This window comes from Helicobacter sp. 10-6591, from assembly GCF_003288805.1.
GTDB lineage: Bacteria > Campylobacterota > Campylobacteria > Campylobacterales > Helicobacteraceae > Helicobacter_F.
In genome coordinates this window covers 40,822-66,082 of record NZ_NHYK01000003.1, presented here as the reverse complement: position 1 = coordinate 66,082, position 25,261 = coordinate 40,822, and the positions used below count along the sequence as shown (strand labels likewise).

The following is a 25,261-nucleotide window of genomic DNA, read 5'->3' as shown; positions in this document are numbered from 1 at the left end:
ATCTTTGATTGAATCTCACTCTGTTACTACATCTGTCTATGACAGAATTATCTCTTGTGCAGTTTTAGAACATATTGAAAATCTCCCGTTGCTTGTTGCATGTTCTTGCTTGCTTTTAAACCAAAATGGTATTTTTTCTGCTGCGATTCCATCACAAGGACGACTCTTGTGGACACTTGGATATAAATTAAGCACCGGGCTAGAATTCAAACTCAAGTATGGGTTGGATTATGATGTGATTATGGATTATGAGCATATAAATACTCAGCAAGAAATTATTGAAATCTGCAAGTATTTTTTTGAGAATGTTAAAAAATCGCTCTTTGGTCTGAGTGATACTTTTTCATTTTATACGCATCTCTCTTGTAAAAGACCAAATCTCCAAAAAGCAGTGGATTTTATGAGAATCTCTGAGAAAGAAAAAAAAGAAACTATAGTTTCAAGCAGCGCATGGCATTAGCTAATGCCAAAAGTGCTACACCCACATCTCCAAAGACGGCCTCCCAAATACTTGCTACACCAAAAAGTCCAAGTATAATAAATGCGCCTTTTACCACAAGTGCAAAAATGATGTTTTGGTAAATGATAATTTTTGTCTTTTTGGCAATTTTGATTGTATGAAGCAATGTTTTCAGAGAATCATTGAGTAATATCATATCTGCATTTTGTGAGCTTATATCACTCCCGCTCCCCATAGCTATGCCTACATCAGCTAGCGCAAGCGTAGGTGCATCATTGATTCCATCACCTACGAATGCGACTTTGCCTTTTGTCGTGGTTTTTAATTCTCTAAGTATTTCTGTTTTTTCTTCTGGTAAGAGTGAGTGGTAATATCTGCAGCCGAGTTTATTGGCTACCATTCCGCAAGGATAAGCACCATCACCACTTAACATAACAGATTCTATATGCAAGTTTTTGAGTGCAGTGACTACTTCTATCGCATCGCTTTTGAGTTCATCAGCAAGGATGATATATCCTATATGTTTCCTATCCACACTAATATGTATGAGGCTGCCTTGTATATCATAACTATCATGTGCGATGTCAAATTTATGCAAGATTTTGTCATTACCAGCAATGATTTCTCGGTCATCACATACTGCACGTACTCCAAGTCCAGAGAACTCCTCGTATTCGCTGAGATTGTGTGTGTGAGCAAGGCCATTGTAGGCTGATTTGATGGATTGTGCGATTGGGTGGTTGGAGAGATTATGCGCGCAAAGTGCATAAAATAAAACATCATTTTTGTTGTAGCCATTTGCAGGATATACATCTACTACTTTTAATATACCTTTTGTGAGTGTGCCTGTTTTATCAAAAGCCACTAAGGATACCTTGCTTAATGCTTCAAGGTAGTTTGATCCTTTAAGTAATGCCCCACTTTTGCTTGCTGCTGCTAGTCCACCAAAATATCCGATAGGCACAGAGATTACAAGTGCGCAAGGGCAGCTCACCATAAGCACAACCAATGCTCTATAAATCCAATCATTGAACTCTAATCCAAAAAAAAGTGGCGGAATAAGCGCAATACAAATGGCTGTAAAAAAGATTATTGGTGTGTAATAGCGTGCAAAGGTTGTGATGAAGTTTTCTGTATTTGATTTTTGCATCGAAGCATTTGTGATAAGTTCTGTGATTTTTGCCATTTGGCTTTTTTCAAAAACACGAAAAACTCTTAGTTTCGTAGCATTGAGGGCAATAGAGCCAGCAAGCACACAAGAATCTTTTTCAAAATCGCGAGGGAGAGATTCTCCATTGATTGCTGCGCAATTAAAGCTCGCTCTTTCATCTAAAAGCTCGCTATCGCAAGGGAGCATTTCTCCAGTATACAGCATTATTTCCTGGCCTACACGCAATTGGTTTGCAGGAGTGTCAATAATCTTATCATCTTGTATTTTGTGTGCAAGACTGACTTCAAAATCTGTGCTGGAATTGATAGTGTCTTTTGATTTTTTCACACTCAAATTTTGCAGATATTCGCCCGCAGAGAAAAAAATCATAATACTTACCGCCTCCTCCCAAGCATCAATACAAAATGCCGCTATAGAGGCTGAAAGCATGAGCACATTTTCATCAAAGAATTCTTTGTTTTTAAAGCTTTTTAATGCACCTACAAAAACATTGCGACCACTTATGCAATAAATCCCAAACCATAAAATATGAAAATACAACTCAAACTCTTGTGATTGTGCATAATAATGGTATATCCACACAGATATTACAAAAAGCGTAACTAACCCTAGCAATAGAAAAAATGATTTTGTAAAAAAGCGAATTTTTTCTTTTTGTTCTATCAGTTTTACATCAGGTTCTAATTGGGCGATTGCATTTTGCACAGCATGCAAATCATCACAATCAATTTTTAGAGTATTTGTTGCAAAAGAAATTTTGGCTTCGCGCACGCAGTCAAGATTCTGCAATGCTTTTTCGATTTTGTTTGCGCAATTGGCACAATCAAGATTTTTTAAAAAAAATGTTTGCAACCCCTGCCTCCGAAAATTTAGCTAAAAAGAAGCGCATTATAAGTGTGTGAAGTAAATTGTGAGTGTTCAAAGGGCAGTGAGTTTGAGAGCTTTTTTGCTAAGGTTTGCAATTGGTGGCAAATTATCAGATGGAAAAAATACAATCCCAAGCGAAGCAAGCTTTTGGGAATTTTTGTAATCCAGTTTGCTTGTATAGACATTTGCTAGGATTTTGTATTTTGTGTAAGAGTGCTTAAAGCTCCCTAAGTATTGGGCTTTGATGAAACCTAAAGAATCCAGCTTTGGGAGATTATAAAGTCCAGCATAGAGTTTCCCAGATTCCCTAATAAAACCGATTTCACCATTTGGCAGCGACACTATGCAAAGTGCAATATTTAGCTCTTTATAAATAATCTTTTTTCTTTGGTCAAAGTCTCTTGGGTTTGTCTTTATGGCAGCACATTGGGTTGGAAAAAATGGACATAGGATGCAGGATGGATTTGACGTGCAGATAAGCGCACCTAAATCAAGCAATGCTTGGTTGTGATCAAAGCTAGATTTTGTATTGAGGAACATTTTTGCTAGGTTTTCTATCTCTCTGTTTTTTGGATGGGGCAGACCAAAAAGACGACATAGTACTCTTCTTATATTGGAATCCGCAAAACTCGCACTTTTCCCAAATCCAAAACATGCCACAGCTCCTGCGGTATATGCACCAATACCGGGTAATTGTTGTAGTTCATACACGCTAGAGGGTAGATTGCCACCATGCTTTTGCATGCAAATAATGGCAGTTTTTTGCATATTACGCACGCGAGAGTAGTACCCTAGTCCTTGCCATTGTTTTAAGACATCAGATTCACTAGCAATACTAAGCTCTTTTAAGTTTGGGAAACGCGCCAAAAATGGCAGATAGAAATCTTTTAAGACGCGTGATACTTGTGTTTGCTGCAGCATTATTTCGCTTACATATACTTCATAAGCCTGACTGCCATCGCGTTTGAAATTGCGCCATATAAGATCTTTTCGTCCGTGTTTTTCATACCATAGAAGTAAGGAATCTTGGAGTTTTTTGATGTTTTGCAAGAGTAACCTTAAAAATCAGAATAGAAATACCAGCAAAAGCTCAGATGGCTTTAAACTAGCTATGTGCTATAATGCGGAGTTTTGACCCCTTCATCTAGTGGCCAAGGATACCGCCCCTTCTACGCGGGAACGCAAGTTCAAATCTTGCAGGGGTCGCCATCGGGCTACTCAATAATCTCTCTGATCAACATCATAATAGCACTTTGGCAAGTTTGTTTTTGGCAGCTTTTGCGATTGCCTTTGAAAAGATAGCGAGCAATTTTTGGCTTTTGACCTCTTTGCTGCACGCTAATAAAAGTCGTACCTACAGGTTTTTGCGTACTTCCTCCATGAGGACCAGCTATGCCGCTTGCAGCAAGTGCTATGTCTGCACCGCTGAGCTCCAGTGCACCTTTACTCATCTCTCCAACAACCATTTCACTCACTGCACCAAATTTTGAGAGATTTTGGGAATCCACATTGAGCCAAGCTTCTTTTATGTTGTTAGCATAGCTTATGACACCACCATCATAGATCTCAGAAGCGCCGCTAAGTTGTGTGAATTGGTAAGCCAAAAGTCCGCCTGTGCAACTTTCTGCTGTGGTGAGTTTTAACTTCTTTGCTTGTAGAAGTTTTAGGGCGATTTGCGGGAGGTTTTGGCCAAAAAGTGCTTTGTCTCCAAATAATGCGCTTACTTCCTTGAGGAATTTATGGAATCGGATTGATTCTTGGGCTTTTATAGACAATAAGTGGGAGTTTTCTGTGATTTCTACACCAAATTTTTGGGCTTGGGATTTGAGCAAAATCTCTGCACTTTGTGCGTCAATACCAAGTAAGAGAATGTTTGTTTTGTAGTGTTTCATCCTTGTCTCCATAGGTTCAGAATCCTTACTTTAGACACTGTTTAAGACTTGAGGCATAATACTATACAGATTTCTGTCTAGCTAGCTACTTTATACCTTAAGGAATATCTATGCCAAAATATAAGCAACTTGTAATCCGTCCAGAAAATGCACTTGAACTTAAGGAGGTCTATAAGCGCAAAAATGGCCGTATGAAAAATAGCTTTTACGAAAAAGAAATGCACAAATTACACATAGAGCTTTGCAAATTGCAGAATTGGGTAAAAAAATACAACAAAAAGATTGTTATCATATTTGAAGGGCGCGATGCAGCCGGAAAAGGTGGGACAATCAAAGCACTCAAAGAACATTTAAATCCACGAGGCTGCCGTATAGTAGCTCTTCCAAAGCCTAGCGAAGTAGAAAGCACAGAGTGGTACTTTAAGCGTTATATTTCGACATTGCCAAGTGGTGGTGAAATCGTCTTTTATGATAGAAGCTGGTACAACAGAGCCGGTGTTGAACGTGTGATGGGATTTTGTTCACAAGAGCAATACAAAGAATTTATTACGCAAGTGGCGAGCTTAGAACATATGCTCATTGCAAGCGGGACGATGATTTTTAAATACTTCCTTGATGTGGGTAAAGATGAGCAAAAGCGCAGAATATTGCGTAGAAAAACAGATCCACTTCGTATTTGGAAGCTAAGCCCTATTGATGATAAATCATTGGGTTTATGGAATGAATACACACAAGCGTTTGAGAAAATGTTTGCGCGTACCCACACACACTTCTGCCCTTGGATTCTGGTCAATACAAACGATAAGAAGCGCGCTAGGATAAATGTTGCTAGAGATTTATTGAGCAAAATTGATTATGAGAAAAAAGATCAAACACATGTGTGTTTATTGCCCGATCCGCATATCCTATGGCAGTATTCTGAGTACCAAAGCCATAGCGATGACCCCACCCAAGAGATTTTAAAGCAATTCAAAGACAAGAAAAAAGAAAAAGATAAGGTATAGATAAAAATTATTGTTGCTTTTCTAGTAAAGACTGAATCTGTGGTACATTGACTTTGCTTACAAAGAAAAATATTTCCACACGATTATTTTGGGCTCTGTTTTCTTGTGTGTCATTTGGAAGGCTATTCCCATAAGCACCATAGCTTGATATTGAGATTCTCTGTGGTTCTATGCCTTTTTGGATAAGCTCACGCATGACATTTATCGCCCTAGCACTTGCTAATTCGTAATTATCTTTAAAGCCTGAACTAAGTGGAGGTTTAGAATTATCGCTAAATCCTCGCACATCAAGTCGCACATAATTTGGATATTTTTTGATGATGGTTGCGATTCTGTCTATGTAGGTAAAATTATCACTATTTGTGATTTCTGCTACGCCAGGCTCAAAGAGGATTTTGCTAGGCAAGCGCAAGAAACTCCCAGAATCTATTTGCTCAAGTACGCCTCCAGTATTATTTTCGATACCTGAGGGCACGGAGTTTTCAAGCGTTTGGCTTGAGGCAGAAGAGGATTCTTCAGAGTCATTGCCATCATAGTTTCCAGAATGCTCATCTACAGGAGAGGGCAAAGGCATTGTTTGTGGATAGTCAAAGATTTTAATAAGCTCCTCTTTGAGTGCCTTGACTTTTTCTGATGCAGTTGAGGATATAGCCCATAGCGCAATAAAAAGCGCAAGCAAGAGCGACAGGAAGTCAGCGTAAGGTACAGCCCATTTTTCACCAGCTGGACACTCTGGGCATTTTTTCTTTTTCGCCATTTAAGATGCCTTATTCGAATTGTGAAACTTTTGGCTCGCCTGGTTTGATAAAGCCTAGAAGTTTTTCTTCTAAGTTTCTTGGGTTGTCACCATTTGCGATTCCAGCTATACCTTCGACTATAAGCACTTTTTCTTGGATAATATCTTTGGCTTTAGCAAGTATTTTGTGTCCGCATGGACCAAAAAACGCATAAGCACCAAAAATCCCCGTCACCGTTGCGGTAAATGCTCCAGCAATCCCTGCTGCCATAGCTTTTGGATCATCTAAAAGACCTAGTGCTAGCATAAGTCCCATAACCGCTCCTACAAGTCCAAATGTAGGACAAGACTCACCAACAAGAACCCAATAATGCCCGCATCCGTGATAATACTCCTCTAAAACCTCAATCTGAATCTCCATATCTTCACGGACAGATTCTGCGTCTCTGCCATCGACAATCATACTCACTGCCTTGCGTAAAAAATCATCTTCGATTTGCGCTGCTTTCCCCTCAAGTGAAAGTACTCCATCTTTTCTCGCTAATGTGGCAAGCTCCACAATTTGCTTGATGGTTTGGTTCAAATTAACCTTAGAGGCTATCCACACCATTTTAAATTCTTTATACGCGCCCTTGACATAAGCACCATGTGTGGCAGTCATGCCTGAAAACATCGCAGTAGGTATCACAATAAGGACGGAACTCAAATGGATCACATGCAATGGGTTTCCACCCTCTAGAATATCTCCTACCGAAATACTTACAATAGACAGAATAAGCCCTAAGAGACTAGTTAATTCCATAATGCAAAACCTTTATCTTGAAGAAAATGATTCCTAACTCAAGGCAAAAAAAGCAAAAAGCGTTCGCAAATTGCAACCAAGCCAGTTGTCCAAAACCAATCCTAGTAAAATAAAACATTAAGCTTTTTTGCTAGAATCCGCCTTTATCCCAACTCCTAAAAGGCTTGAATAATGGCACATTCACTCAATGGAGTAAAGCATTTTCTTAGTTTGCAAGATTTTAGTGCGAGTGAGATTGTGCAAATACTTCATCTGGCTATGGAGATCAAAAAAGAATTTATCTTGGGCAAAAGAGTGCCTTATATGCAAAATAAGATTTTAGGCATGATTTTTGAAAAATCTTCCACTCGCACGCGGGTGAGTTTTGAAGCAGGGATTTATCAGCTTGGGGGCACAGGGATTTTTCTTTCAAGCAAAGACATTCAGCTTGGACGTGGAGAACCCATGAAAGATACTGCACGTGTAATTAGCTCTATGGTTGATATGGTGATGATTCGAACAAGTAGCCATCAAAGAATCCTCGAATTTGCCAAATATTCAAGTGTGCCTGTTATTAATGCACTTACTGATGATTTTCATCCAATGCAGCTTTTGGCAGACTATATGACAATGATAGAGTGTGGTTTTTATGTCCGGACAACTGATTGTATGTATTATCCAGAACACAAAGCTAATCCTGTGGTGGCTTATATTGGCGATGGAAATAATATGGCGCATTCGTGGTTGAATCTGAGCGCAAAGCTTGGCTTTGATCTAAGAATCGCTTCGCCAAAAGGCTATGAACCAAGGCAAGAAATTATAAATGATGCACTGCAGGCAGCTAGAGATTCTCATGCGCGTATCGAAGTTGGTCAAGATATCGAGTATGCAGTCAAGGGAGCAAATGTCATCACAACAGACACTTGGGCTTCTATGGGACAAGAATCCCAAAAGAGAGAACGTGAAATTGACTTTCGTGGATATTGTGTAGATTCTAGACTAATGGCATTAGCTCATAAAGACGCTATTTTCTTGCATTGTTTGCCAGCTTATCGTGGGCAAGAAGTAAGCGAGGATGTGCTTGAAGGTAAGCAAAGCAGGGTATTTCAAGAGGCACAAAATCGCCTACATTGCCAAAAAGGCGTGATGGTATGGCTTGATAGAATCCACAACTTACATAAGGAAGAAAGATGAAGATAACAAAAAAAACCGCAGCACTTTTCAAGGATAATATCCACCAAAAATATGCATTTGGAACACTCAATAAAATAGATTCCAAAAGAGCACTTTTGAGTTTGCACAAAGGTGAAGTAAGTAATGAAAGTATTTGGTTGCTCAAAGATGATGATGGTAATGAGTTTGCGATGATACCCCAACAGATTCTCAGTAACCTCACCCAAACAATCAGACATCTGCAAGATGATAAGTTTCTCATGAATCTAGAACGTGAGGTTGCAGCTCAGATGCCAATAGATATGGAAGATGCCATTAGTGTGGCTTTGCAGCATATAGAATCTTTACGCAAAAATGATGGGACATTGCCTTTGCTCAATCCGGCCAAAATCGCACGCAATCTCAGAAAGCAGTATCCAAATTTGTTTTTTAACTTTGAAGAATTTCTTGCAAAAAATATCAAGCAATGATTTTTAGAGGAAAAGATGATCGATTTTGACAAATATGCGAAGTATTCTAAGCCCGGACCACGCTATACAAGCTATCCTACTGCCGTAGAATTCGGGAGCGATTTCACAGAAGATTCGTATAAAAAAGCACTCAAACGAAGCGAGATAGCGCAGCAGAAACTCCCACTTTCTCTTTATATACATTTGCCATTTTGTCGTTCAGCTTGCTATTTTTGTGGCTGCAATGTCATCTATACAAGCAAAGAGGAAAAAAAAGCCCGCTATATACAATATCTCAAAAAAGAGCTTGCACTTTTAAAGGAAAGTATTGACACAAAGCGCCCGGTTGTGCAATTCCATTTTGGTGGTGGCACTCCAACTTTTTTTAATGCGCAAGAATTACAAAGTGTGTGTGAGCTCGTCCAAGCAGTTTTTACAAACTTTACAGCAGATTGTGAGATAAGTTGTGAAGTTGATCCACGTTATTTTTCTTATAAGCAAATGCAGGTGCTAAAGAGTTTTGGATTCAATCGTCTCAGCTTTGGCGTACAAGATTTTGAAGCGCAAGTGCAAGCGGCAATAAATCGCAAGCAAAGTTTTGAAATTGTGCAGAGTGCTGTAAATCTCGCAAGAGATTTTGGTATTTCCTCTATCAATTTTGATCTTATCTTTGGTTTGCCTTTTCAGAATCGCAAGTCTTTTCAGCGTACGCTGGATTCTGTATTAAAGCTTGAGCCTTCTCGCTTAGCTATTTTTAACTATGCACATGTGCCTTGGCTCAAAAAAACTATGCGTAAAATCGATGGTAGCACACTTCCGCCTCCACAAGAAAAACTCCATATTTTGCAAGAAAGTATCACAAAGCTTGCGAGTAATGGCTATGAGATGATAGGCATGGATCACTTTGCGAAAAAAGATGATGAGCTTTATAAGGCAAAGATAACTAATAGTTTGCGACGGAATTTTCAAGGCTACACGACCAAGGGATTTTCTCAAACTATTGGTATAGGCGTTACAAGTATTAGCGAAGGTTTGGATTATTATGCGCAGAATTTCAAGGAATTATCTTTGTATGAGAGCGCTCTTGATAGCGGACTTTTACCTACAGAGAGAGGTGTGGAGTTAAGCAAAGATGACAGATTGCGCAAAGGTGTGATTATGGAGTTAATGAATAATCTTAGATTAGACTTTGCAAAGTTTGAGTATGAATTTGGAATTTGCTTTCATGAATATTTTGCAGATGAGTTAGATAATCTCAAGCCCTTCGTTGATGTGGGGTTGGTGCAAAAGGACAAGACGGGTTTAAGTACAAGCCCTACAGGCGCTATGCTTATTCGTAATATCGCCATGCTTTTTGATTCTTATCTCCACAAAAATAGAGGCAAAGAGACTTTTAGCAAGACGATTTAAAAGGCAAATTTGTGCACTTATTGGATCTTAAAAAATTAGCGGATTCTTGTGTGAAGTGTGGCAAGTGTATCCCAAGCTGCACTATATATCAGGTAAATCGTGATGAGACGACTTCACCACGTGGGTTTTTGGATTTACTTAGTGCTTATAAACAGGGCGATTTAGAGCTTGATTCTAATGCAAAGCAGATTTTTGAATCCTGTTTTTTATGTACTACTTGTGTGAGTATGTGTCCTGCGAGCTTGCCTACAGACTTGGCCATAGAATCTGTGCGTGTAGAGATTGCCAAAGAATATGGAATCAGTTGGTACAAGAGAGCGTATTTCTTTCTTTTGCGACACAGAAAAATCGCAGACTTTGTATTCAGCTTTGTGGCATTTGTGGCTCCTTGTGCGTTCAAAAGCAGTAGTTATAAGGGTGAGAAGATAAAGCTTAGAGCGCGATTTTTCTTGCCTAGTTTCAGTGGTTTAAAAAATCGCAGCATTTTCCCTTTTGTCAAAAAGTCATTTTTGCAGCTTTATGGAGAGAGTGAGTTTATAGCCAGACAAGAATCTACACAAAAGCGTGTCGCGATTTTTATTGGCTGTATTAGCAACTATAACTACATCAATGTAGGCAAGAGTTTGCTCAAGATTTTAGACAAGCTAGAGATTGCATACTTTGTGCCAAAGTTTCAAGAGTGTTGCGGTGCGCCTGCATTTTTTACAGGTGATATCCAAACCGTATTGCATTTGGTCAAAAAAAATATTGTCTATTTTGAAAGCTTTTGGGATGAGATTGATGCGCTGCTTATTCCTGAAGCCACTTGTGCAGCTATGTTGAAGGTCGACTGGAAGCATGCCCTAGAGCTAAGTGGCGAGCAAGAGTGGGCACAAAGATTAGAGAAGCTTTTGTCAAAAGTGTTCATGGCAAGCCATTGGCTTGAAGGCAACACAAATCTAAGAGAGCATTTGCGCGATGAGGTACAAGATAAGCTTGTAACCTATCATGATCCTTGCCATGCACGCAAGGTACTAGGTATTTATAAAGAGCCGCGTAAGCTGTTGAGTAAAAACTTTAGGCTTGTTGAAATGGAAGATTCTTCTCGCTGCTGTGGATTTGGTGGTATTAGTATGCAAGCTTCTAATTATGAGCTTACTCTTAAAGCTGGTATCCCAAAAGCCCAAGACATAGATTCTACACATGCACAGATAGTGAGTGCGGAGTGTGGCGCATGCAGAATGCAAATCACAAATACCCTAGATTCCATCAAATCAAATGTGAATTTTATCCATCCCCTAGAGCTTATCGCAGAAAATCTCAAATAACACTCACTTGCGCCTGTGTAAGGAGGTATCGTGGTTTATTCAAATCTTAGTATGGGAATCTTTAGCATGCTGGTTTCATCATTTTTCTTTGCGTTGATGAATGGCTGCGTGAAATTGCTTTCTTCTAGTATGAGTTCTATTGAGATTATATTTTTTCGATCTTTTGTGATGGCTGTGCTTGTGGCTAGTATGCTGATTTATAAGCCACCAACTGCTACTTATAAAAAAGGTGGTTGGGGAAATTTAGTGTTACGTTCGCTTTTTGGTGGTTTTGGCATGCTTGCATTTTTTTACAATATCGGAGAGATCCCACTAGGGGTCGCAAGCACTTTTAAGCAGTCTAGCCCAATTTTCATTGTGCTTATTTCGATGTTCTTTTTGAAAGAAAAGACAGGAGCAAATATTTTGTTATTTACTCTTTTAGGATTTGTTGGAATTGTGTTTATTTGTGATCCGCATTTGAATTCTATCCCACCGCTAAATATCGTACTTGGAATCTTTAGTGCGCTAAGTGTGGCTCTTGCATATATGACTTTAAGCTCTTTGCGAGAATATTTCCATAGTAATGTGATTGTCTTAAGTTTTGGGATTAGTATGAGTGTCGTGAGTGTGCTTATTATGCTAGTAGAGTTTGGTATGTATGGACAGCAGAGCATGCTTTGGGCTATGCCTAATATGCAGGAGTGGTTTTATATCCTGCTTCTAGGACTCTTTGGTACTCTTGGGCAATATTTTCTCACAAAAGCCTTTTTGTTAGCTCCTGCTGGGATTGTAGCTCCAATCGATTATACTCGTATCGTTTTTAGTGCATTTATTGGAATCTTTTTCGGAGACTATTTGAGTATCACCACGATTTTTGGAATGGTTTTGGTCATCGTATCTGGCATTGGCATAGGATTGCCGATATTTTTGAGAGATTTTAGGGCAATTGGCAAGACAGATAATTAGTATTTTCGTGCAAGTACTAGCACGCTTTCATAAGTAAGCGTATTGTTATAACGGGCTTCAAACTCTTGTAAGATTTTTTTACTCAGAAAAAAGCCTTTTTCTATTGCATTTACACCGCTTAAGGATAGATGCCTGAATGCTTCAAGCGCGTTTGAAAATTGCAAATTGTATTGCTGTGTGCTCAGATGGAGTATTTTGCAAGGTGCGAGTATATTTTGGTAATCCTCTAGTTCAAGATATCCAAGTCCGACGTTGCATATTTGCTTAATCTGCCACAGGTTGCGTTTGCCAAAACTCGAGAGTGCTAAAATCCCTCCAGATTCCAAAATGCTAGGCAGAAAACTCAAAACCTCTCTTTGCTTGAGCCATTGCAAGCATGCATTAGAAGTGATGAGGTCAAAAGTGAAATTTTTGAGAATCTTTGGTGCATCATTCATATCAAAGCATGCAAAATCAACTTTTGTAAGCCCTACAAAGCTTTGGGCATAGTTGTTGATGTCATTGCAAAGTAGTGATTGGAAAGTGAAATGTTCAAGCAAGATCTTGCTAAATTCCCCTTGCGCAGCGCCAAATTCAAAACCTCGCTCAAAATTTGTTGTATGAGAGACTTGCCTAAGGAGCGCAATAAGCTCTGATGCCATTTTGTTTTGCACAATGGCGTGGTTTTGGTAGCTTTGTGCGCGTTTTAGGAATCTTTGTGTAAGCATTGTTCCTCCCATAATGCTTTGTTGTCAAAAACAAAATGCGGTGCATCTGTGTAGAGGATTTGCAAGTTTTTGTAGCTTTCTTTATACATATCCCATGCTGCATTTTGTGCTTTGAGAGGGAAGATTCTATCAGTTCTACTTATGATTACCTTATCCCACTTCATGGTAGAAGTATTTTTCTCTTTACAAAAAGATTCAAGAGAATCAAGTTCATTTTTTAGGGTGTCTATAGGAGAGAGTATTTCAAGGTTAGGAGTTTGTGTGCTCTCAAAACAAACTTGTAAGAACTGCTCTCTGTTGAAATTGCGCTTTGTGAGTGCGAAAATCTTTGGCGCGATCCCAAAATGCTCATGGATGCCAAAGATTGTGCCATTGATTGCAGTAGCACTTTTCACATTAAGAGTGCTAAAGATTCTATGTGCTACGCACACACCCATAGAATAAGCGACAATAGAGAGACTCTTATAGCATCGCAGAATCTGCTGTATCTCAGCTGTGTTACTAAAGTCTGTGTAATCAAAGAGAAAGAAGCTATCTGCTCCATGAGGCATCCTTAACATGCTAAAAGCATTTGGGAGAAAGCCAAATCCACTCACGAACACAAAAGCTTGGGAATTTGTGGGGTTTTTGTAAAGAGTGGTGAGCTTCATGAAAGTTTTTCTTGTTGCAAGAATGATTCTAAAACTTCAAGTGTTTGTGTGATATGGGATTTATCCATCCCTGCATTGAGTGAGAATCTCAAGCGCGCAGTATTTTTTGGGACAGTAGGATAGCGGATAGAGGGCGCATAAATATTATGGGAAAGGAGCTTTGTGCTTGCATTTTGAACGCGCTCATTGCTTTCTAAGATAAGCGAAACGATGTACATATCACCCCTAACACTCAAAGATTCAAATTCAGAGCATAACCTATGTAATTCCTTGTTCAAATACATACTTAGCTCTTGTAATCGCGCTCTTTGGGCGCTAAAACCTGCAAGCTTTTGAAAAATAAAATAGCTAAATGCAATGTTAAGCGGCGGCAGGGCAGTGGAGTAGATAAGACTACGAGCGGAATTGACAAAATATTCCTTTGCATCTTTTTCGCACAATATACATGCGCCAACTGATGCGATAGCCTTGCCAAAGGCCAGCATGATAAAATCGATTCCAATCTCACACCCTAGCTCTTTTGCTAACCCCAAGCCAAGATTCCCATAAGCCCCTATACTATGGGCTTCATCAAGATAGATTTTGACGTTTTTATACTTTTTTTTGAGTGCCACAATATCTAACAAAAAGGCAAGATCTCCTTCCATAGAAAACAGCGCCTCGGTTACGACAATAACCTGTTGGTATTTGTGCGCAAGCTGCTGAATCTTTGTCTCTAAGTCAAGCATATTATTATGTTTATATCGCCTAAAGTGCGCTCTTGAGAGCTTGATACCATCGATAATACTTGCATGCACGAATTCATCAAGTAAAAACAGTGTAAGCTCCAAGCGGGCAAGTGATTCCATAAGTCCTATGTTTGCGCTATAGCCGCTATTAAATAGTAGGCAGGATTTGCCAAATTTACTTTCTAGAAGTGCTTCTAGTTTCTGTGCGATGTCAAATCCACCGCTTAAAAGCCTCGAAGATGAGCTAGAAAATCGTATGTTTTCTTTGGCAAGAGTAGAATTTAGAAATGCCTGACTTTGTGTGCTCAGCGAGAGGTAGTCGTTTGAAGCGAAATTTAAGATATATGGCGCATTTGGTGTAAGTGGCTTGAGATAGATTCCCTCATGCACAAAGTCATTTAATACACGTAGGTTTCCGCTGGATTCTAAAGCAAGAAGTTTTTGCTGGTATTTATTCATTTGTCATCCATTTTTAGGTGTTTTGCAAGTTTTGTAAGTTTTACTTTGTCATAGATTAGAGATTTATTTTTGTAGATTTCTTCCTCCAAAATCCTAACAAAATGTTTTGTTCTCAAATCCTGTGCGCGATTTTTGAGCAATAGACTTAAGAGTTCTTTGTTTGAGTTTGCATTTTTTATAGATTTTAATAAGTAATCTTTCTTTTTAAGCAAGATTCCAAGACAAACCAAAATTACTATAACCAAAAGTACAAGCAAGAGAATATAGGAGTGGCTTTTTTGAATCATAGTTGTATCTTTTGTCTGCTCTAAAAGATGGATGGAGAATTGCGAAGTAGAGAGTGTTTTGAGAGTAGAATCTTCTCTGTATTTGACCTCAAAGCTGGGGATTTCATAGCTCTCCTTTGCCACAATGTCAAATTCCTTTTTTAAGGTATGCCAATAGAGTTTGCCAAATCGCTCAGAGGTGAGCTTAGATGTATTTTCATAAACACTAGCATTTTCTATCCCAAGAATGAACTCAAGCCCAAAAATATCACCATAACTTCCCAAAACTACTTCATAGCGCACAATCTCTCCAGAATCATTTTTGTTTTGGATACGTGAGCTAAGTGAGCTTTTGCCTACAAGCACGATGGAATCTTCAGATATTGCTTCTAGTAAAGGGTCATTTGGTAAGACACGGAAATGGAGTTTGTCTGTAGCAAGTGAAAAACTTTGAGATTTTGTAGTTAGGCTAATTTTTAAAGGTGCAATCTCAAAATCCCCAGCCTTTTTAGGATAGAGAACATAGCTTATTTCATAAAGTATTTTTTCGTGTGAATTTAAATCTATAAAGCTTTGGGCCTCTATCCTTTGGACTTCATAGACCTCAGCAAATTGGAGCCACAGCTTAGATATATGAAGTGTTTCTAGGGATTGGAAAAATTCCTTGTCGATTTCTAATCGTATGCGATAGACTGCTTGCTCTCCTATTTGCAGAGAATCTTTTGTGAGTTCTGTTTGCAAAGAAACATGCTTTAAAAACCTGTTTTGCAATTTTTGGGAATCCACACCCCACATCGTGCAAATACATACCAAAAGAGAATAAAGTAGTTGTTTCAAATTTGTATCTTTGGTGCTTTTTTTGTATGGACGTGGGATTCTAACAGGTTTTTATTTGTTGCTATCTTTGGTGTTAGAATCCCCTATCTCACTATTTAGGATTTTCTATGCAGATTCTCAAAAAACCTTTTGGCGAATACAAAACCAATTGCTATATCTTAAAGTTTGCTCAAGGTCAAGTCGTTCTAGATCCAGGAGTTGGAGCAAGCCAATGGATACAAGAGCAGTGCAATAATGTGATAGCTATTCTAAATACACATGGGCATTTTGATCATATATGGGATAATAGTTTAGTAAAGAGGCTTTATCCAAAAGCTAAGATTTTTTGCCACCAAAAAGATAGCTTTTTGCTTAAAAGTGATGTGTTTGGACTTGGAATGCCACTAAGCACGCCAGATTTTGAAATACAAGCAGACAAAAGCTCCCAAGATATAGAACTAGCAGATCTTCTTATCACCTTCCACCATTTTCCTGGGCATACGCCGGGTTGTTGTATGGTGGAGATTAATAATTGTGTTTTTAGCGGGGATTTTATTTTTCGTGGTTGTATAGGCAGGAGTGATTTTGCATATTCAAACGCTCAGGATATGAGAGAATCACTCTTGCGATTTAGAGATATCCAAAGGTTTGAAAATCTCTTAGCCTATCCTGGACATGGAAAAAGCACCAGACTAGGAGATGAACAGAGAAATGTTGAAAATTGGCTGTAAGATTCAGCCTATAGATCAAAGCGTTTTGGTTGAGAAAGCGTCTAAAGCTATTTCTCTTGCTAGCTTTAAAGCAGAATCTATTTTCGTAATGTCTTTTCCGCCTGCAGTCGCAAAGTCGCCTCTACCTCCGCCACTACCACCTAGAATCTGTGCTACTTCTTTGATCCATATATTAGCTTTTAGAGATTCTATGCCTCTTACTCCAGCGCTTAAAGATATTTTGTCTTGAGATTGTGCAATAAGCAAAATGGCTACTTTTTGGTTTTGGTTTTTGGCCTCATCAATCATACTCTTTGCTTGTGCATTAGATGTGTCCTCTAGCTTTGCGATAATAAGCTTTATCCCTTGGATTTCTTGGAATCCAAGAGTTTTCACACTCGCTTTGGATTTGTTTGTGTGGGATTTGATTTGTTCAATTTGTGTTTTGAGTTTTTGAATACCTTGTAGTAAATCTTGTGATTTGAGCGATTGTTTTGCAAGTCTGATTGTATCTAGTGCGCTCTTGCCATAGAGATAAGCAGCCTTACCGCATACTGCTTCAATTCTACGCACACCGCTGCTCACTCCGCTTTCTTTGGTGATATAAAAGCTGCCAATCTCTGCAGAGTGCTCTACATGTATCCCCCCGCATAATTCAACAGAATCTCCAAAACTCACTACTCGTACAACCTCTCCGTACTTTTCGCCAAAAAGAGCCATCGCGCCCTTTGATTTGGCTTGTGTGATGCTCATAGATTCACAGATTTGGGGCAGGTTTGCGCAAATTTGGCGATTGACGAGTTCTTGTATGTTTTCTAATTCTTGTTCGCTTAAAGGTTTAGGGTGAGAGAAGTCAAAACGCAAGCGGTTAGGCTCTACAAGGCTTCCTGCTTGTGTAATATGCTCTCCTAAAATCTTGCGTAATGCAAAATGCAATAAATGCGTAGCAGAATGGTGCTTGGCTATCTCTTGTCTTTCTTTCCATACAAGTGCACTCAGTTTATCTCCTACTTTGAGATTCCCTTGCAGTAGTTCTATACGACTTAAATTAAGTCCAAAATATTTTTGTGTGTCTTTTATTTGAGCAAGAGGTTTGGAATCTTTTAATTGGTGTAGCTTGCCTTTATGCAATTCTCCTTGATCGCCAATTGCCCCTCCGCTTTGGGGATAAAAAGGCGTCTTATCTAAAAGCACATAGCCAAGTTCGTGAGCCTGGAGCGAATCTAAGGGCTTGAAGTGGGAATCCAAAATTTCCAAAACTTCCACTTCGCTCTCTGTATGTTCATAACCTACAAAATTTTCCAGTCCGCTGTATTTGTTTAAAAGCCATTTAAAATCGCCTTGTTTGGAGTCATCACCAGAGCCTTTCCAGCTTGCTTTTGAGCGCGATTTTTGTGCGTCCATATGCAAGTTAAATGTCTGTGTGTCTAGGGTGAGATTTCTCTCTTTAAGCATATCTTGGGTGAGATCGAGCGGGAAACCAAAGGTATCATAGAGTCTAAAAGCCACCTCACCGCTAAAGATTTTTTGCGTCTTTTGCAACTCAGCATTAAAAAGCTCCATACCAGATTCTATGGTTTCAAGGAATCGTACTTCCTCGGTTTTGCATTGTTCTTTGATAAAGTCTTTGCGTTCGAGCAAATAGGTGTAATGCTGCCCCATAGATTCGCAAACTGCATTTACGACTTCATACACAAATGCTTCTCTTAAACCTAGCAAATACCCATGCCGGATGGCGCGACGCAAGATTCTACGAAGCACATAACCACGCCCTTCTTTGTCAAAATTCACACCTTGCGCAAGTAAAAATGTGACTGCTCTAGCATGGTCTGCTATTACGCGAAAGCTCGCTATTCTCTTTTTTGTTTCATCTAATGAGGAGGGAGTAAGGGCTACTGTGTTATTGAGCAGCATATCATCGTGGTAATAGTTAAGATTGGTAAGTTTTTCTATCACTTGCATAAGTGGGGCAAAAAGGCTGGTGTCAAAATTATTGAGCTTACCTTCGAGCAATGCTATGACGCGCTCTAATCCCATGCCTGTATCAATACTAGGCTTTGGTAAGGGAGTTCTTACACCATCTTTCTGCTCATATTGCATAAACACAAGATTCCAAATCTCTAAGAATCTGTCCCCATCACCACCTAAATAATCCTCACTTGAATGGAAATACTTCTCTCCCTGATCGACATAAATCTCGCTACAAGGACCACAAGGTCCGCTATCACCCATCTGCCAGAAATTGTCCTTATCGCCCATTCTTTTGATACGACTTGGTTCTACATGCTCACACCAGAATCTGTAAGCCTCATCATCGCTTTCATGGATTGTGACATACAGCACATTCTTATCAAATCCTAGTATTTCTGTCACAAATTCCCATGAGAAGGCGATCGCCTCTCTTTTGAAGTAATCGCCAAAGCTAAAGTTCCCCAGCATTTCAAAAAGTGTGTGGTGCCGTGCAGTATAACCGACATTTTCTAGGTCATTATGTTTGCCACCAGCTCGCATACACAACTGCGCACTTGTGGCCCTAGGAGGGATGGGAATAGGAATCTTGCCTGTAAAAATATCTTTAAACCCCACCATTCCCGCATTGGTAAAAAGCAAACTAGAATCATCTGGAACTAATGGAATAGAAGAATAGATCTTATGTCCCTTTTTTGCAAAAAACTCAAGATAAGATTGACGGAGATTCATTAATGCTAGGAGCCTTTTAGTGATGTATTAAATTCGTGGATTTTATCTTAATGCATGCCAAAAATTACACAAAATCCTCAAAAATTTGCTTATAATCACGGGTTTTTATTGATTTTGATAAAATCAAATAGCCCAAACATAAGCCATCTTTAAAAAAAGGAGTAGAAATGAGAGCTTATTTGAGAGTTTTTAGTTTGTTTGCCTTAATTACAAGTTGTGTTTTTAGTGAAGAGAAAGGCGGGTATATTGGGATTGATGTAGGAAGTTCTTACACAGAATTTACGCAAGACGTTCAGCCAATAGGCAAAATCTTAGCGAGCAATAATTTGCCGGGATTTATGCTCAAGGCTGGATACAAAACTTTCTTTGGTGAAAGCAAGAAGTATGGTATGCGCTGGTATCTGTATGGCGGATACAGCTATGGCAAGATGCAAGATGTCAAAGCAGATGCATTTAGACGGTTTGGCCAACAACAACCACAGATCGATACAAATTCTATATTTATAGGCACTGGGAAGGGATATTACACTCATGTTGTCGATTATGGGGTAGGTACTGATTTTTTGCGTAACTTCGTTGTGAATGATGACCATAGCTTTGGTGTCTTTGTAGGCGTAGGCATAGGAGCAGAAACGTGGATAGCAAATGGCAAGGAATACAAGCCAAGCGGACAAGAATCCTTGTTTAATTTCCAAACGATAATAAACCTGGGATTCCGAGGCGTGATCAAGCAAAGTCATGGAGTAGAGTTTGGGGTGAAATTCCATATACTCGATGCTGAAATATTTAAAGGCAGCGGGCCTTCGCCTTTGTTATCAAAATTTAATGGTATGGCGGCGCAACTTTCACAAGCTCCTATGACCACTACAACCACAATGAGACGCCTACATAGCTTTTATATGAGCTATGTCTATAATTTCTAATCTCCCTTATATAGCAGTAGTCGGGGCACATACTGGTGTCGGTAAGACTTCTGTGTGTGCTGCGCTTTGCTTTGCCTTTAATTTTTCATACTTCAAGCCTATCCAAGCAGGCTCACCACAAGATAGAGATACCATATCCCTCCTTTCCCCACACACCAAGATATATCCAAATGCTATAACTTTACACAACCCTCTCTCACCACATATTGCTAAGAAACTTGAAAACAAAGACTATGCTATGGCAGATATTGCACTGCCAGAAATAGAATCCCATGAAAGACTACTTATAGAGACCGCAGGGGGTCTTTATACACCGCTGGATTCCCAAAACTGCATGATTGACTTTCTCTTGCACCATAAGCTTCCTGTGCTCTTGGTGGGGGGCTATTATCTGGGCGGCATAAATCATATCTTGCTTACTACCAAAGCTTTATTAGCACAAGACATTAAGCTTCTAGGGCTTGTAGTGAGTGGGTGTAGTAGCCCGTATAAAGAGGAGTTTGATAGTTTTATTCTGCAGTATTGTGGAGTGAAAATCGCGCATTTTGAGGAATTTAGCCAAGACTTTGGAGAGAAAGCCTTGAGATTGAAAGATTCTCTTATAAAGCAGGGTTTTTGATGAGATTCTCTGGCAGATAGCAGCTATTTGGCTCAGATTCTATCTCCTCTATCTATTGAGATACTCCTCATAGCTTCCGCGAAAATCAATCACTTTAGCGCCATTATTCTCAGAATCTAAGACAAGCTCGATAATGCGATTTGCAAAAGCATCAATAAGCTCTCTATCGTGGCTTACACATATCACATTCCCACTAAACTTATACAGAGCCTCACCAAGCGCGATGATAGATTCCAAATCCAGATGGTTTGTAGGCTCATCAAGCACTAAGAAATTCCCGCCCTCTAGCATTATCTTGCTTAGCACCATTCTGTGCTTCTCGCCCCCGCTTAATGCACTTATGCTCTTTTCTTGCTCCTCCCCGCTAAAAAGCATACGCCCTAGCGCATTGCGTATCTCGCCACTCTCTTTTTTCTTATCAAAGCCTCTTAGCCACTCATACAAGCTCTCCTCCCCCTTTATCTGCTCGCTGACATTTTGGGGGAAATAGCTTCTGTGGATAGTCGCACCCCACTTCACCATGCCACTATCGGCTTTGAGCTCCTCTACTAGTATTTGTAACAAAGTGCTTTTGCCCACGCCATTTGGTCCAATAAGCGCGATTTTATCACCTGGCAAGATTTTGAGACTGACAGAATCTAGTACCTTTTTGTCCCCATAGCTTTTAGAGATATTTTCGCATTCTAAGGCTTCGTTGCCAATGGTGCGGTTTGGCTTAAAAATAATGCTAGGATCGCGCCTTGAGCTTACCTTCAGACTTGCTATATCAAGCTTTTCTAGCTGCTTTTGTCTTGAAGTAGCTTGCTTTGCCTTGCTTGCATTAGCTGAGAAGCGACGGATAAAGTTTTCTAGCTCCTCTTTTTCTTTGAGCTTTTTATTGCGCTCAGCTTCTTGCTGCTTAGAAATAAGAGTGCTTGCGATATACCAATCATCATAATTCCCGCTAAACTCACGCACCCCGCCAAAATCCATATCTAAAATATGCGTGCAAACGCTGTTTAAAAAATGCCTATCGTGGCTGATGACTACAAGTGTGCCTTCGTGGCGTTTGAGATTGTCTTCTAGCCACGCAATAGATGGCAAATCAAGGTTATTGGTAGGCTCATCAAGCAGTAAAATATCAGGCTTTGGAAAAAGCACTTGCGCAAGCAGGATTTTAAACTTATCCCCGCCTGTAAGGCTTGACATCAAGTCTTGGTGCGTATGCGCTGGGAATCCCAAATCCTCTAAAATCTTTTCAATCACCACCTCGCATTCATACAGTGGATCTTCTTCTGCGCAAACTATCTCTAACTCACTGAGTTCATTATTCACAGCCTCATCGCTTAAGTCTGCATTAGCATACAGCCATTCTTTGCGCTTTAGGGCATCATAAAGCCGCTTATTGCCTACCAAAACCGCATCTTTGAGACTAAGACTTTCAAAAGCATACTGGTCTTGCCCTAGAACTCCTAAGCGCGCGTTATTAAGTATCACCACCTCACCACTGCTTGGCTCATACTCTCCACTGAGTATTTTCAGAAAAGTGCTTTTACCTGCGCCATTTGCACCAATAAGTCCATAACGTTTCCCGGAATCTAGTGTGATACTGACATCTTCAAAAAGCTTTTTTGTCGGGTAGCGCATTGTTAGATTGATTGTTTGGAGCATGAAGATTCCTTAATTTTTGGATTTCTGCAAATGTTGGTCTATTATCTGTTTGCTAGGATAGATGAAGTTTACTTTGCGTTTTGCAAAGATGTATTCTTCATCATCGATAGCATAGGATTTGATAATGAAAGGATAGTTTGTATCACCCTTTGGGCTCGCTTGGGTGTTTGCTTTCATTCGGACTGTAACTACTTGCATGGATTTTTGCCCCGCCTGGAGTTTGAGCGGCTTTTTAGGAGTGATAATTTCAAGCTTTGAGGCAATATCTGAATCCACAGAGGGATTCTCTATTTTTAAGAAAAATTCGTGGGCTTTGGAGTCTGTGTTGTTCAAAAGTACACGATAGGTATTATCCACACCCTGCGGCCTAATCTTATAAACTTCAGCAGTGGTATTAACATTCAAAAGCATCCCTTCTTTATTGCTTCTTACAAAAAGAAGCGCTATAAAAGTCGCAAGCAAAACAACCATATAGCCAACAGTCTTGAGTCTGATGTAGCGTACTCTGTTATTTGTGTTTATAGAGGTTGGAGAGCTCCAGCTCACAAGACTTGGTTTATTGTATTTAGCCATCACGCCTGTACAAGCATCAACACATTCAAGGCAATTGATACACTCTAGCTGCATGCCTTTGCGAATATCAATATGCGTGGGGCAGACTTTCACACATTGCTCACACTCTACACATTCAGCACTTGGATTGCTCCATTTCAGCTTCTGGGTGATTTTCATACCATCATCAGTATAGATTGTTCCACCACGATTGGAGTTGTAAATTGGCATAATCGTATCATTATCATAAAGCACACTTTGCACGCGAGAATAAGGGCAAATATACACACAAAAATTTTCTTGGATGAAGGCAATATCTATCGCAAAAAACAGCCCAAAACTTAGCCAAAAGAACATGAGAATATTATGCTCTCTAGGATTTTGTATATAGACAAAGAAATCACTAGGCGGAGTGAAAAAAAACATCAAGCTAGCGCTTGCCATAAGACACAAGCAGATGATTATCATAAATGCCAAAGTCGCCTTGATACGCTTAGTAAAAGTATCTAGTACCATTTTTTGCTGTTTGTTGGCGATTTTTTTGCGTAGGCCAAAAATCTTTGTTTGTAATAAATCTCTATATATCACGCGAAAAATAGTCTGCGGACACGCCCAGCCGCACCACATTCTCCCAGCTAAAGTCGTAATAAAAAATATCCCAACAAAAAGCAAAATAAGCAAAAACGGCAGCAGATACAGCTCTTGCATATTAAATAGCGTACCTAGGAGATGGAACTCCCCTTTTTCAAAAGAAAGCAAAAAGATATGGTTGCCATTGATGGTTATAAAGGGCATGGTGAGAAAAAAAATTGCCGCTAAAACATAAATAAGATAGCGCTTTTTGCGGTAGTAGATTTCTTTCATTAATTATTCCTTGGTGTCTTTGTATTCTGAAGTGTTGGCTAATTCCTCAGCGCGTGAAATAGAATCTAGCCCAGCTTGGATAAATATTCCTCTTACACCATGTCTCTCTAAGCAAGCTAATCCACGAGAAGTAGTGCCTGAAGGGCTTGTGACAGATTCTATAATTTTTTGTGGAGTCTTTTTTTCTAGTAATGCGCTAAATCCTTTGAAAGTCTGTTTCACAAGTAATTGGGACTGCTCAAGACTGAGGCCACTATATACACCGCAATCTATCAGACTTTGTGCGACAAGCGCTAAAAATGCTGGAGAACTCCCACTTGTAGCAATAGAAGCATTAATCAGATTTTCATTATCTACAAATACGCAGTTCCCAAAGCTTTGGATAAAGCCTGCGACTTTTTGGCGTATTTTGTCATTTTTATCTTGAGCGGGATGTTTTTGATTGTCTATATAGACACAGCTTGCGGATTGTGCATTGAATGCCCCAATATTTGGCATAATCCGTACAAGAGCCTCTGCCTCTTTGAAATAATCTCTAAGCTGTGCTACGCAAACACCTGCCATCACGCTATATACAATCCCTCTTGCACCCTGATACACAAAGCTGCTAAACCCATAGGGCTTGATGCATAGCAGTACTTCATCAAAAGTTTCTAAATCCAAGACTTCTCTATGCTGAGAATCTCGCGTGTTTTTGAAAGGATTTACAACGAAATTTTGGGTGCTAGTAAAGCTATTACAAAACGCAAGCACCTTTGCCTCATTGCGTCCTGTAACAAAAATATGTCTGTTGTTAGCAAGTAAAAGTGCTTTTACAATGGCATGTGCCATATTTCCATAGCCGACTACGAGTATCTTAGTCATCTTTGTTCCTTGGGATCAATGAGAGCATTACTGGTGGAGTTGTGCTTATGACTGCTTTGATCTGATGGGTTTGAAATCTTTGAGTTCCATATTTTCTTTATTTGGCTGACAGTAGAGTTTAAAGGATTCTGCGAGCGAGTATTGTGGATATTGCATGCTGTCCAAAACGACTTGTGCCATTGTCCTATTATCGAAGTTGAAAAGCAATGGCGCAAGGAAGTTTATCGTAGAATCCTCTAGTGGTCGCGAAAGCACCATAATGTTTGCTATGAGCATATTTTTACAATTTGGCAAATCAAGGAGAAGCTCTAGGGATGTTGGTATTTCAAATTCGTATTCGCGCAGAGCAAAAGGGTTTATCAAAGTAAATGATGGGATATTATTTTCTTGATCGCTAGCATTACTGATTTTTAGAAACACATCATCTATGCGCTCAAGCTTCATTTGTTTGGCATGCTCAAATCCCAAAATGGGTGACTTGATTTCAAAAAGCATTCTCTCTCCTCGTATATCCGTACAGATGGGCTTAAGAGGTCTTTGAAACCCCTTGTTCCA

Annotated in this window: 24 protein-coding genes and 1 tRNA gene; 11 read left to right on the top strand and 14 right to left on the bottom strand. The window is 39.5% G+C overall.

The window, feature by feature from the left end; translation table 11 throughout:
* Positions 1-4: 4 nt before the first annotated feature.
* Positions 5-460, top strand: coding sequence for a hypothetical protein (locus tag CCY97_RS08425; protein WP_258456823.1), 456 nt, complete (start codon positions 5-7; stop codon positions 458-460).
* On the opposite strand, the gene CCY97_RS01640 is transcribed toward CCY97_RS08425, so the two are convergent.
* Complete coding sequence (locus tag CCY97_RS01640; RefSeq protein WP_112063756.1) at positions 432-2,483, bottom strand: heavy metal translocating P-type ATPase; 2,052 nt, start codon at positions 2,481-2,483, stop codon at positions 432-434. The genes CCY97_RS08425 and CCY97_RS01640 overlap by 29 nt on opposite strands.
* A 66-nt stretch (positions 2,484-2,549) precedes the next feature.
* Positions 2,550-3,548: an A/G-specific adenine glycosylase gene (locus CCY97_RS01635; protein WP_258456822.1), complete on the bottom strand. Its 999-nt coding sequence runs from the start codon at positions 3,546-3,548 to the stop codon at positions 2,550-2,552.
* 83 nt (positions 3,549-3,631) lie between these two features.
* Here CCY97_RS01635 and CCY97_RS08185 point away from each other — a divergent pair.
* Positions 3,632-3,707 (top strand) — tRNA-Arg (locus CCY97_RS08185).
* Positions 3,708-3,712: 5 nt separating this feature from the next.
* On the opposite strand, the gene CCY97_RS01630 is transcribed toward CCY97_RS08185, so the two are convergent.
* The gene (locus CCY97_RS01630) at positions 3,713-4,390 is read right to left on the bottom strand and encodes a CinA family protein (protein ID WP_112063755.1); all 678 of its coding nucleotides are present in this window, start codon (positions 4,388-4,390) and stop codon (positions 3,713-3,715) included.
* Positions 4,391-4,500: 110 nt separating this feature from the next.
* Here CCY97_RS01630 and ppk2 point away from each other — a divergent pair, with 110 nt between their 5' ends.
* The gene (ppk2, locus tag CCY97_RS01625; RefSeq protein ID WP_112063754.1) at positions 4,501-5,394 is read left to right on the top strand and encodes a polyphosphate kinase 2; all 894 of its coding nucleotides are present in this window, start codon (positions 4,501-4,503) and stop codon (positions 5,392-5,394) included.
* Positions 5,395-5,401: 7 nt separating this feature from the next.
* Here the strand turns inward: ppk2 and motB are convergent, their stop codons facing one another.
* Positions 5,402-6,151: a flagellar motor protein MotB gene (gene motB / locus CCY97_RS01620; protein ID WP_112063753.1), complete on the bottom strand. Its 750-nt coding sequence runs from the start codon at positions 6,149-6,151 to the stop codon at positions 5,402-5,404.
* A gap of 10 nt (positions 6,152-6,161) precedes the next feature.
* The gene (gene motA / locus CCY97_RS01615) at positions 6,162-6,932 is read right to left on the bottom strand and encodes a flagellar motor stator protein MotA (protein ID WP_112063752.1); all 771 of its coding nucleotides are present in this window, start codon (positions 6,930-6,932) and stop codon (positions 6,162-6,164) included.
* A 171-nt stretch (positions 6,933-7,103) separates the two neighbouring features.
* Between motA and argF the strand changes: the two genes are divergently transcribed.
* The 5 genes from argF to CCY97_RS01590 are packed head-to-tail and all read left to right on the top strand — an operon-like array spanning position 7,104 to position 12,198.
* A complete protein-coding gene (argF, locus tag CCY97_RS01610) occupies positions 7,104-8,105 on the top strand; it encodes an ornithine carbamoyltransferase (RefSeq protein WP_112063751.1) in 1,002 nt (333 codons plus the stop codon).
* Complete coding sequence (locus tag CCY97_RS01605) at positions 8,102-8,554, top strand: DUF2603 domain-containing protein (protein WP_112063750.1); 453 nt, start codon at positions 8,102-8,104, stop codon at positions 8,552-8,554. Before argF ends, CCY97_RS01605 begins: the two co-directional genes overlap by 4 nt.
* 15 nt (positions 8,555-8,569) lie before the next feature.
* On the top strand, positions 8,570-9,943 hold the full coding sequence (gene hemN, locus CCY97_RS01600; RefSeq protein WP_112063749.1) for an oxygen-independent coproporphyrinogen III oxidase: 1,374 nt from the start codon (positions 8,570-8,572) through the stop codon (positions 9,941-9,943).
* Between the two features lie 11 nt (positions 9,944-9,954).
* Positions 9,955-11,250, top strand: coding sequence for a (Fe-S)-binding protein (locus CCY97_RS01595; protein WP_112063748.1), 1,296 nt, complete (start codon positions 9,955-9,957; stop codon positions 11,248-11,250).
* 30 nt (positions 11,251-11,280) lie between these two features.
* A complete protein-coding gene (locus CCY97_RS01590; protein WP_112063747.1) occupies positions 11,281-12,198 on the top strand; it encodes a DMT family transporter in 918 nt (305 codons plus the stop codon).
* Here CCY97_RS01590 and CCY97_RS01585 read toward each other — a convergent pair.
* Genes CCY97_RS01585 through CCY97_RS01570 form a run of 4 tightly spaced genes read right to left on the bottom strand, consistent with a single transcriptional unit; the run spans position 12,195 to position 15,845 of the window.
* A complete protein-coding gene (locus tag CCY97_RS01585; protein WP_181562783.1) occupies positions 12,195-12,905 on the bottom strand; it encodes a methyltransferase domain-containing protein in 711 nt (236 codons plus the stop codon). The two genes, CCY97_RS01590 and CCY97_RS01585, sit on opposite strands and share 4 nt — an antisense overlap.
* Entirely contained in the window at positions 12,884-13,555 is a 672-nt protein-coding gene (locus CCY97_RS01580) for a pimeloyl-ACP methyl esterase BioG family protein (RefSeq protein WP_112063745.1), read from the bottom strand. The genes CCY97_RS01585 and CCY97_RS01580 overlap by 22 nt, the downstream gene beginning before the upstream one ends.
* Positions 13,552-14,742, bottom strand: a complete 1,191-nt coding sequence (locus CCY97_RS01575; protein ID WP_112063744.1) for an aminotransferase class I/II-fold pyridoxal phosphate-dependent enzyme — start codon at positions 14,740-14,742, stop codon at positions 13,552-13,554. Before CCY97_RS01575 ends, CCY97_RS01580 begins: the two co-directional genes overlap by 4 nt.
* Positions 14,739-15,845 carry a BatD family protein gene (locus CCY97_RS01570; RefSeq protein ID WP_112063743.1) on the bottom strand — a complete coding sequence of 369 codons (1,107 nt, stop codon included), beginning with the start codon at positions 15,843-15,845 and terminating at the stop codon, positions 14,739-14,741. The genes CCY97_RS01575 and CCY97_RS01570 overlap by 4 nt, the downstream gene beginning before the upstream one ends.
* Positions 15,846-15,952: 107 nt before the next feature.
* Between CCY97_RS01570 and CCY97_RS01565 the strand changes: the two genes are divergently transcribed.
* The gene (locus CCY97_RS01565) at positions 15,953-16,555 is read left to right on the top strand and encodes an MBL fold metallo-hydrolase (RefSeq protein ID WP_112063742.1); all 603 of its coding nucleotides are present in this window, start codon (positions 15,953-15,955) and stop codon (positions 16,553-16,555) included.
* A 15-nt stretch (positions 16,556-16,570) separates the two neighbouring features.
* Here the strand turns inward: CCY97_RS01565 and alaS are convergent, their stop codons facing one another.
* Positions 16,571-19,234, bottom strand: coding sequence for an alanine--tRNA ligase (alaS, locus tag CCY97_RS01560; protein WP_112063741.1), 2,664 nt, complete (start codon positions 19,232-19,234; stop codon positions 16,571-16,573).
* 167 nt (positions 19,235-19,401) lie between these two features.
* On the opposite strand from alaS, the gene CCY97_RS01555 reads away from it, so the two are divergent.
* On the top strand, positions 19,402-20,157 hold the full coding sequence (locus tag CCY97_RS01555; RefSeq protein ID WP_112063740.1) for an outer membrane beta-barrel protein: 756 nt from the start codon (positions 19,402-19,404) through the stop codon (positions 20,155-20,157).
* Positions 20,141-20,776, top strand: coding sequence for a dethiobiotin synthase (gene bioD, locus CCY97_RS01550; RefSeq protein ID WP_112063739.1), 636 nt, complete (start codon positions 20,141-20,143; stop codon positions 20,774-20,776). The genes CCY97_RS01555 and bioD overlap by 17 nt, the downstream gene beginning before the upstream one ends.
* 48 nt (positions 20,777-20,824) lie before the next feature.
* Here the strand turns inward: bioD and CCY97_RS01545 are convergent, their stop codons facing one another.
* From CCY97_RS01545 to fliW, 4 genes are read right to left on the bottom strand one after another with little or no spacing between them, the layout of a single operon-like run.
* On the bottom strand, positions 20,825-22,426 hold the full coding sequence (locus CCY97_RS01545; protein ID WP_112063738.1) for an ATP-binding cassette domain-containing protein: 1,602 nt from the start codon (positions 22,424-22,426) through the stop codon (positions 20,825-20,827).
* Between the two features lie 9 nt (positions 22,427-22,435).
* Positions 22,436-23,842, bottom strand: a complete 1,407-nt coding sequence (gene ccoG, locus CCY97_RS01540; RefSeq protein WP_112063737.1) for a cytochrome c oxidase accessory protein CcoG — start codon at positions 23,840-23,842, stop codon at positions 22,436-22,438.
* A gap of 3 nt (positions 23,843-23,845) precedes the next feature.
* Positions 23,846-24,706 (bottom strand): pyrroline-5-carboxylate reductase, encoded by an 861-nt coding sequence (locus tag CCY97_RS01535; RefSeq protein WP_112063736.1) that lies wholly within the window; start codon positions 24,704-24,706, stop codon positions 23,846-23,848.
* Between the two features lie 45 nt (positions 24,707-24,751).
* Positions 24,752-25,201: a flagellar assembly protein FliW gene (gene fliW / locus CCY97_RS01530; RefSeq protein WP_112063735.1), complete on the bottom strand. Its 450-nt coding sequence runs from the start codon at positions 25,199-25,201 to the stop codon at positions 24,752-24,754.
* Positions 25,202-25,261: the final 60 nt, after the last annotated feature.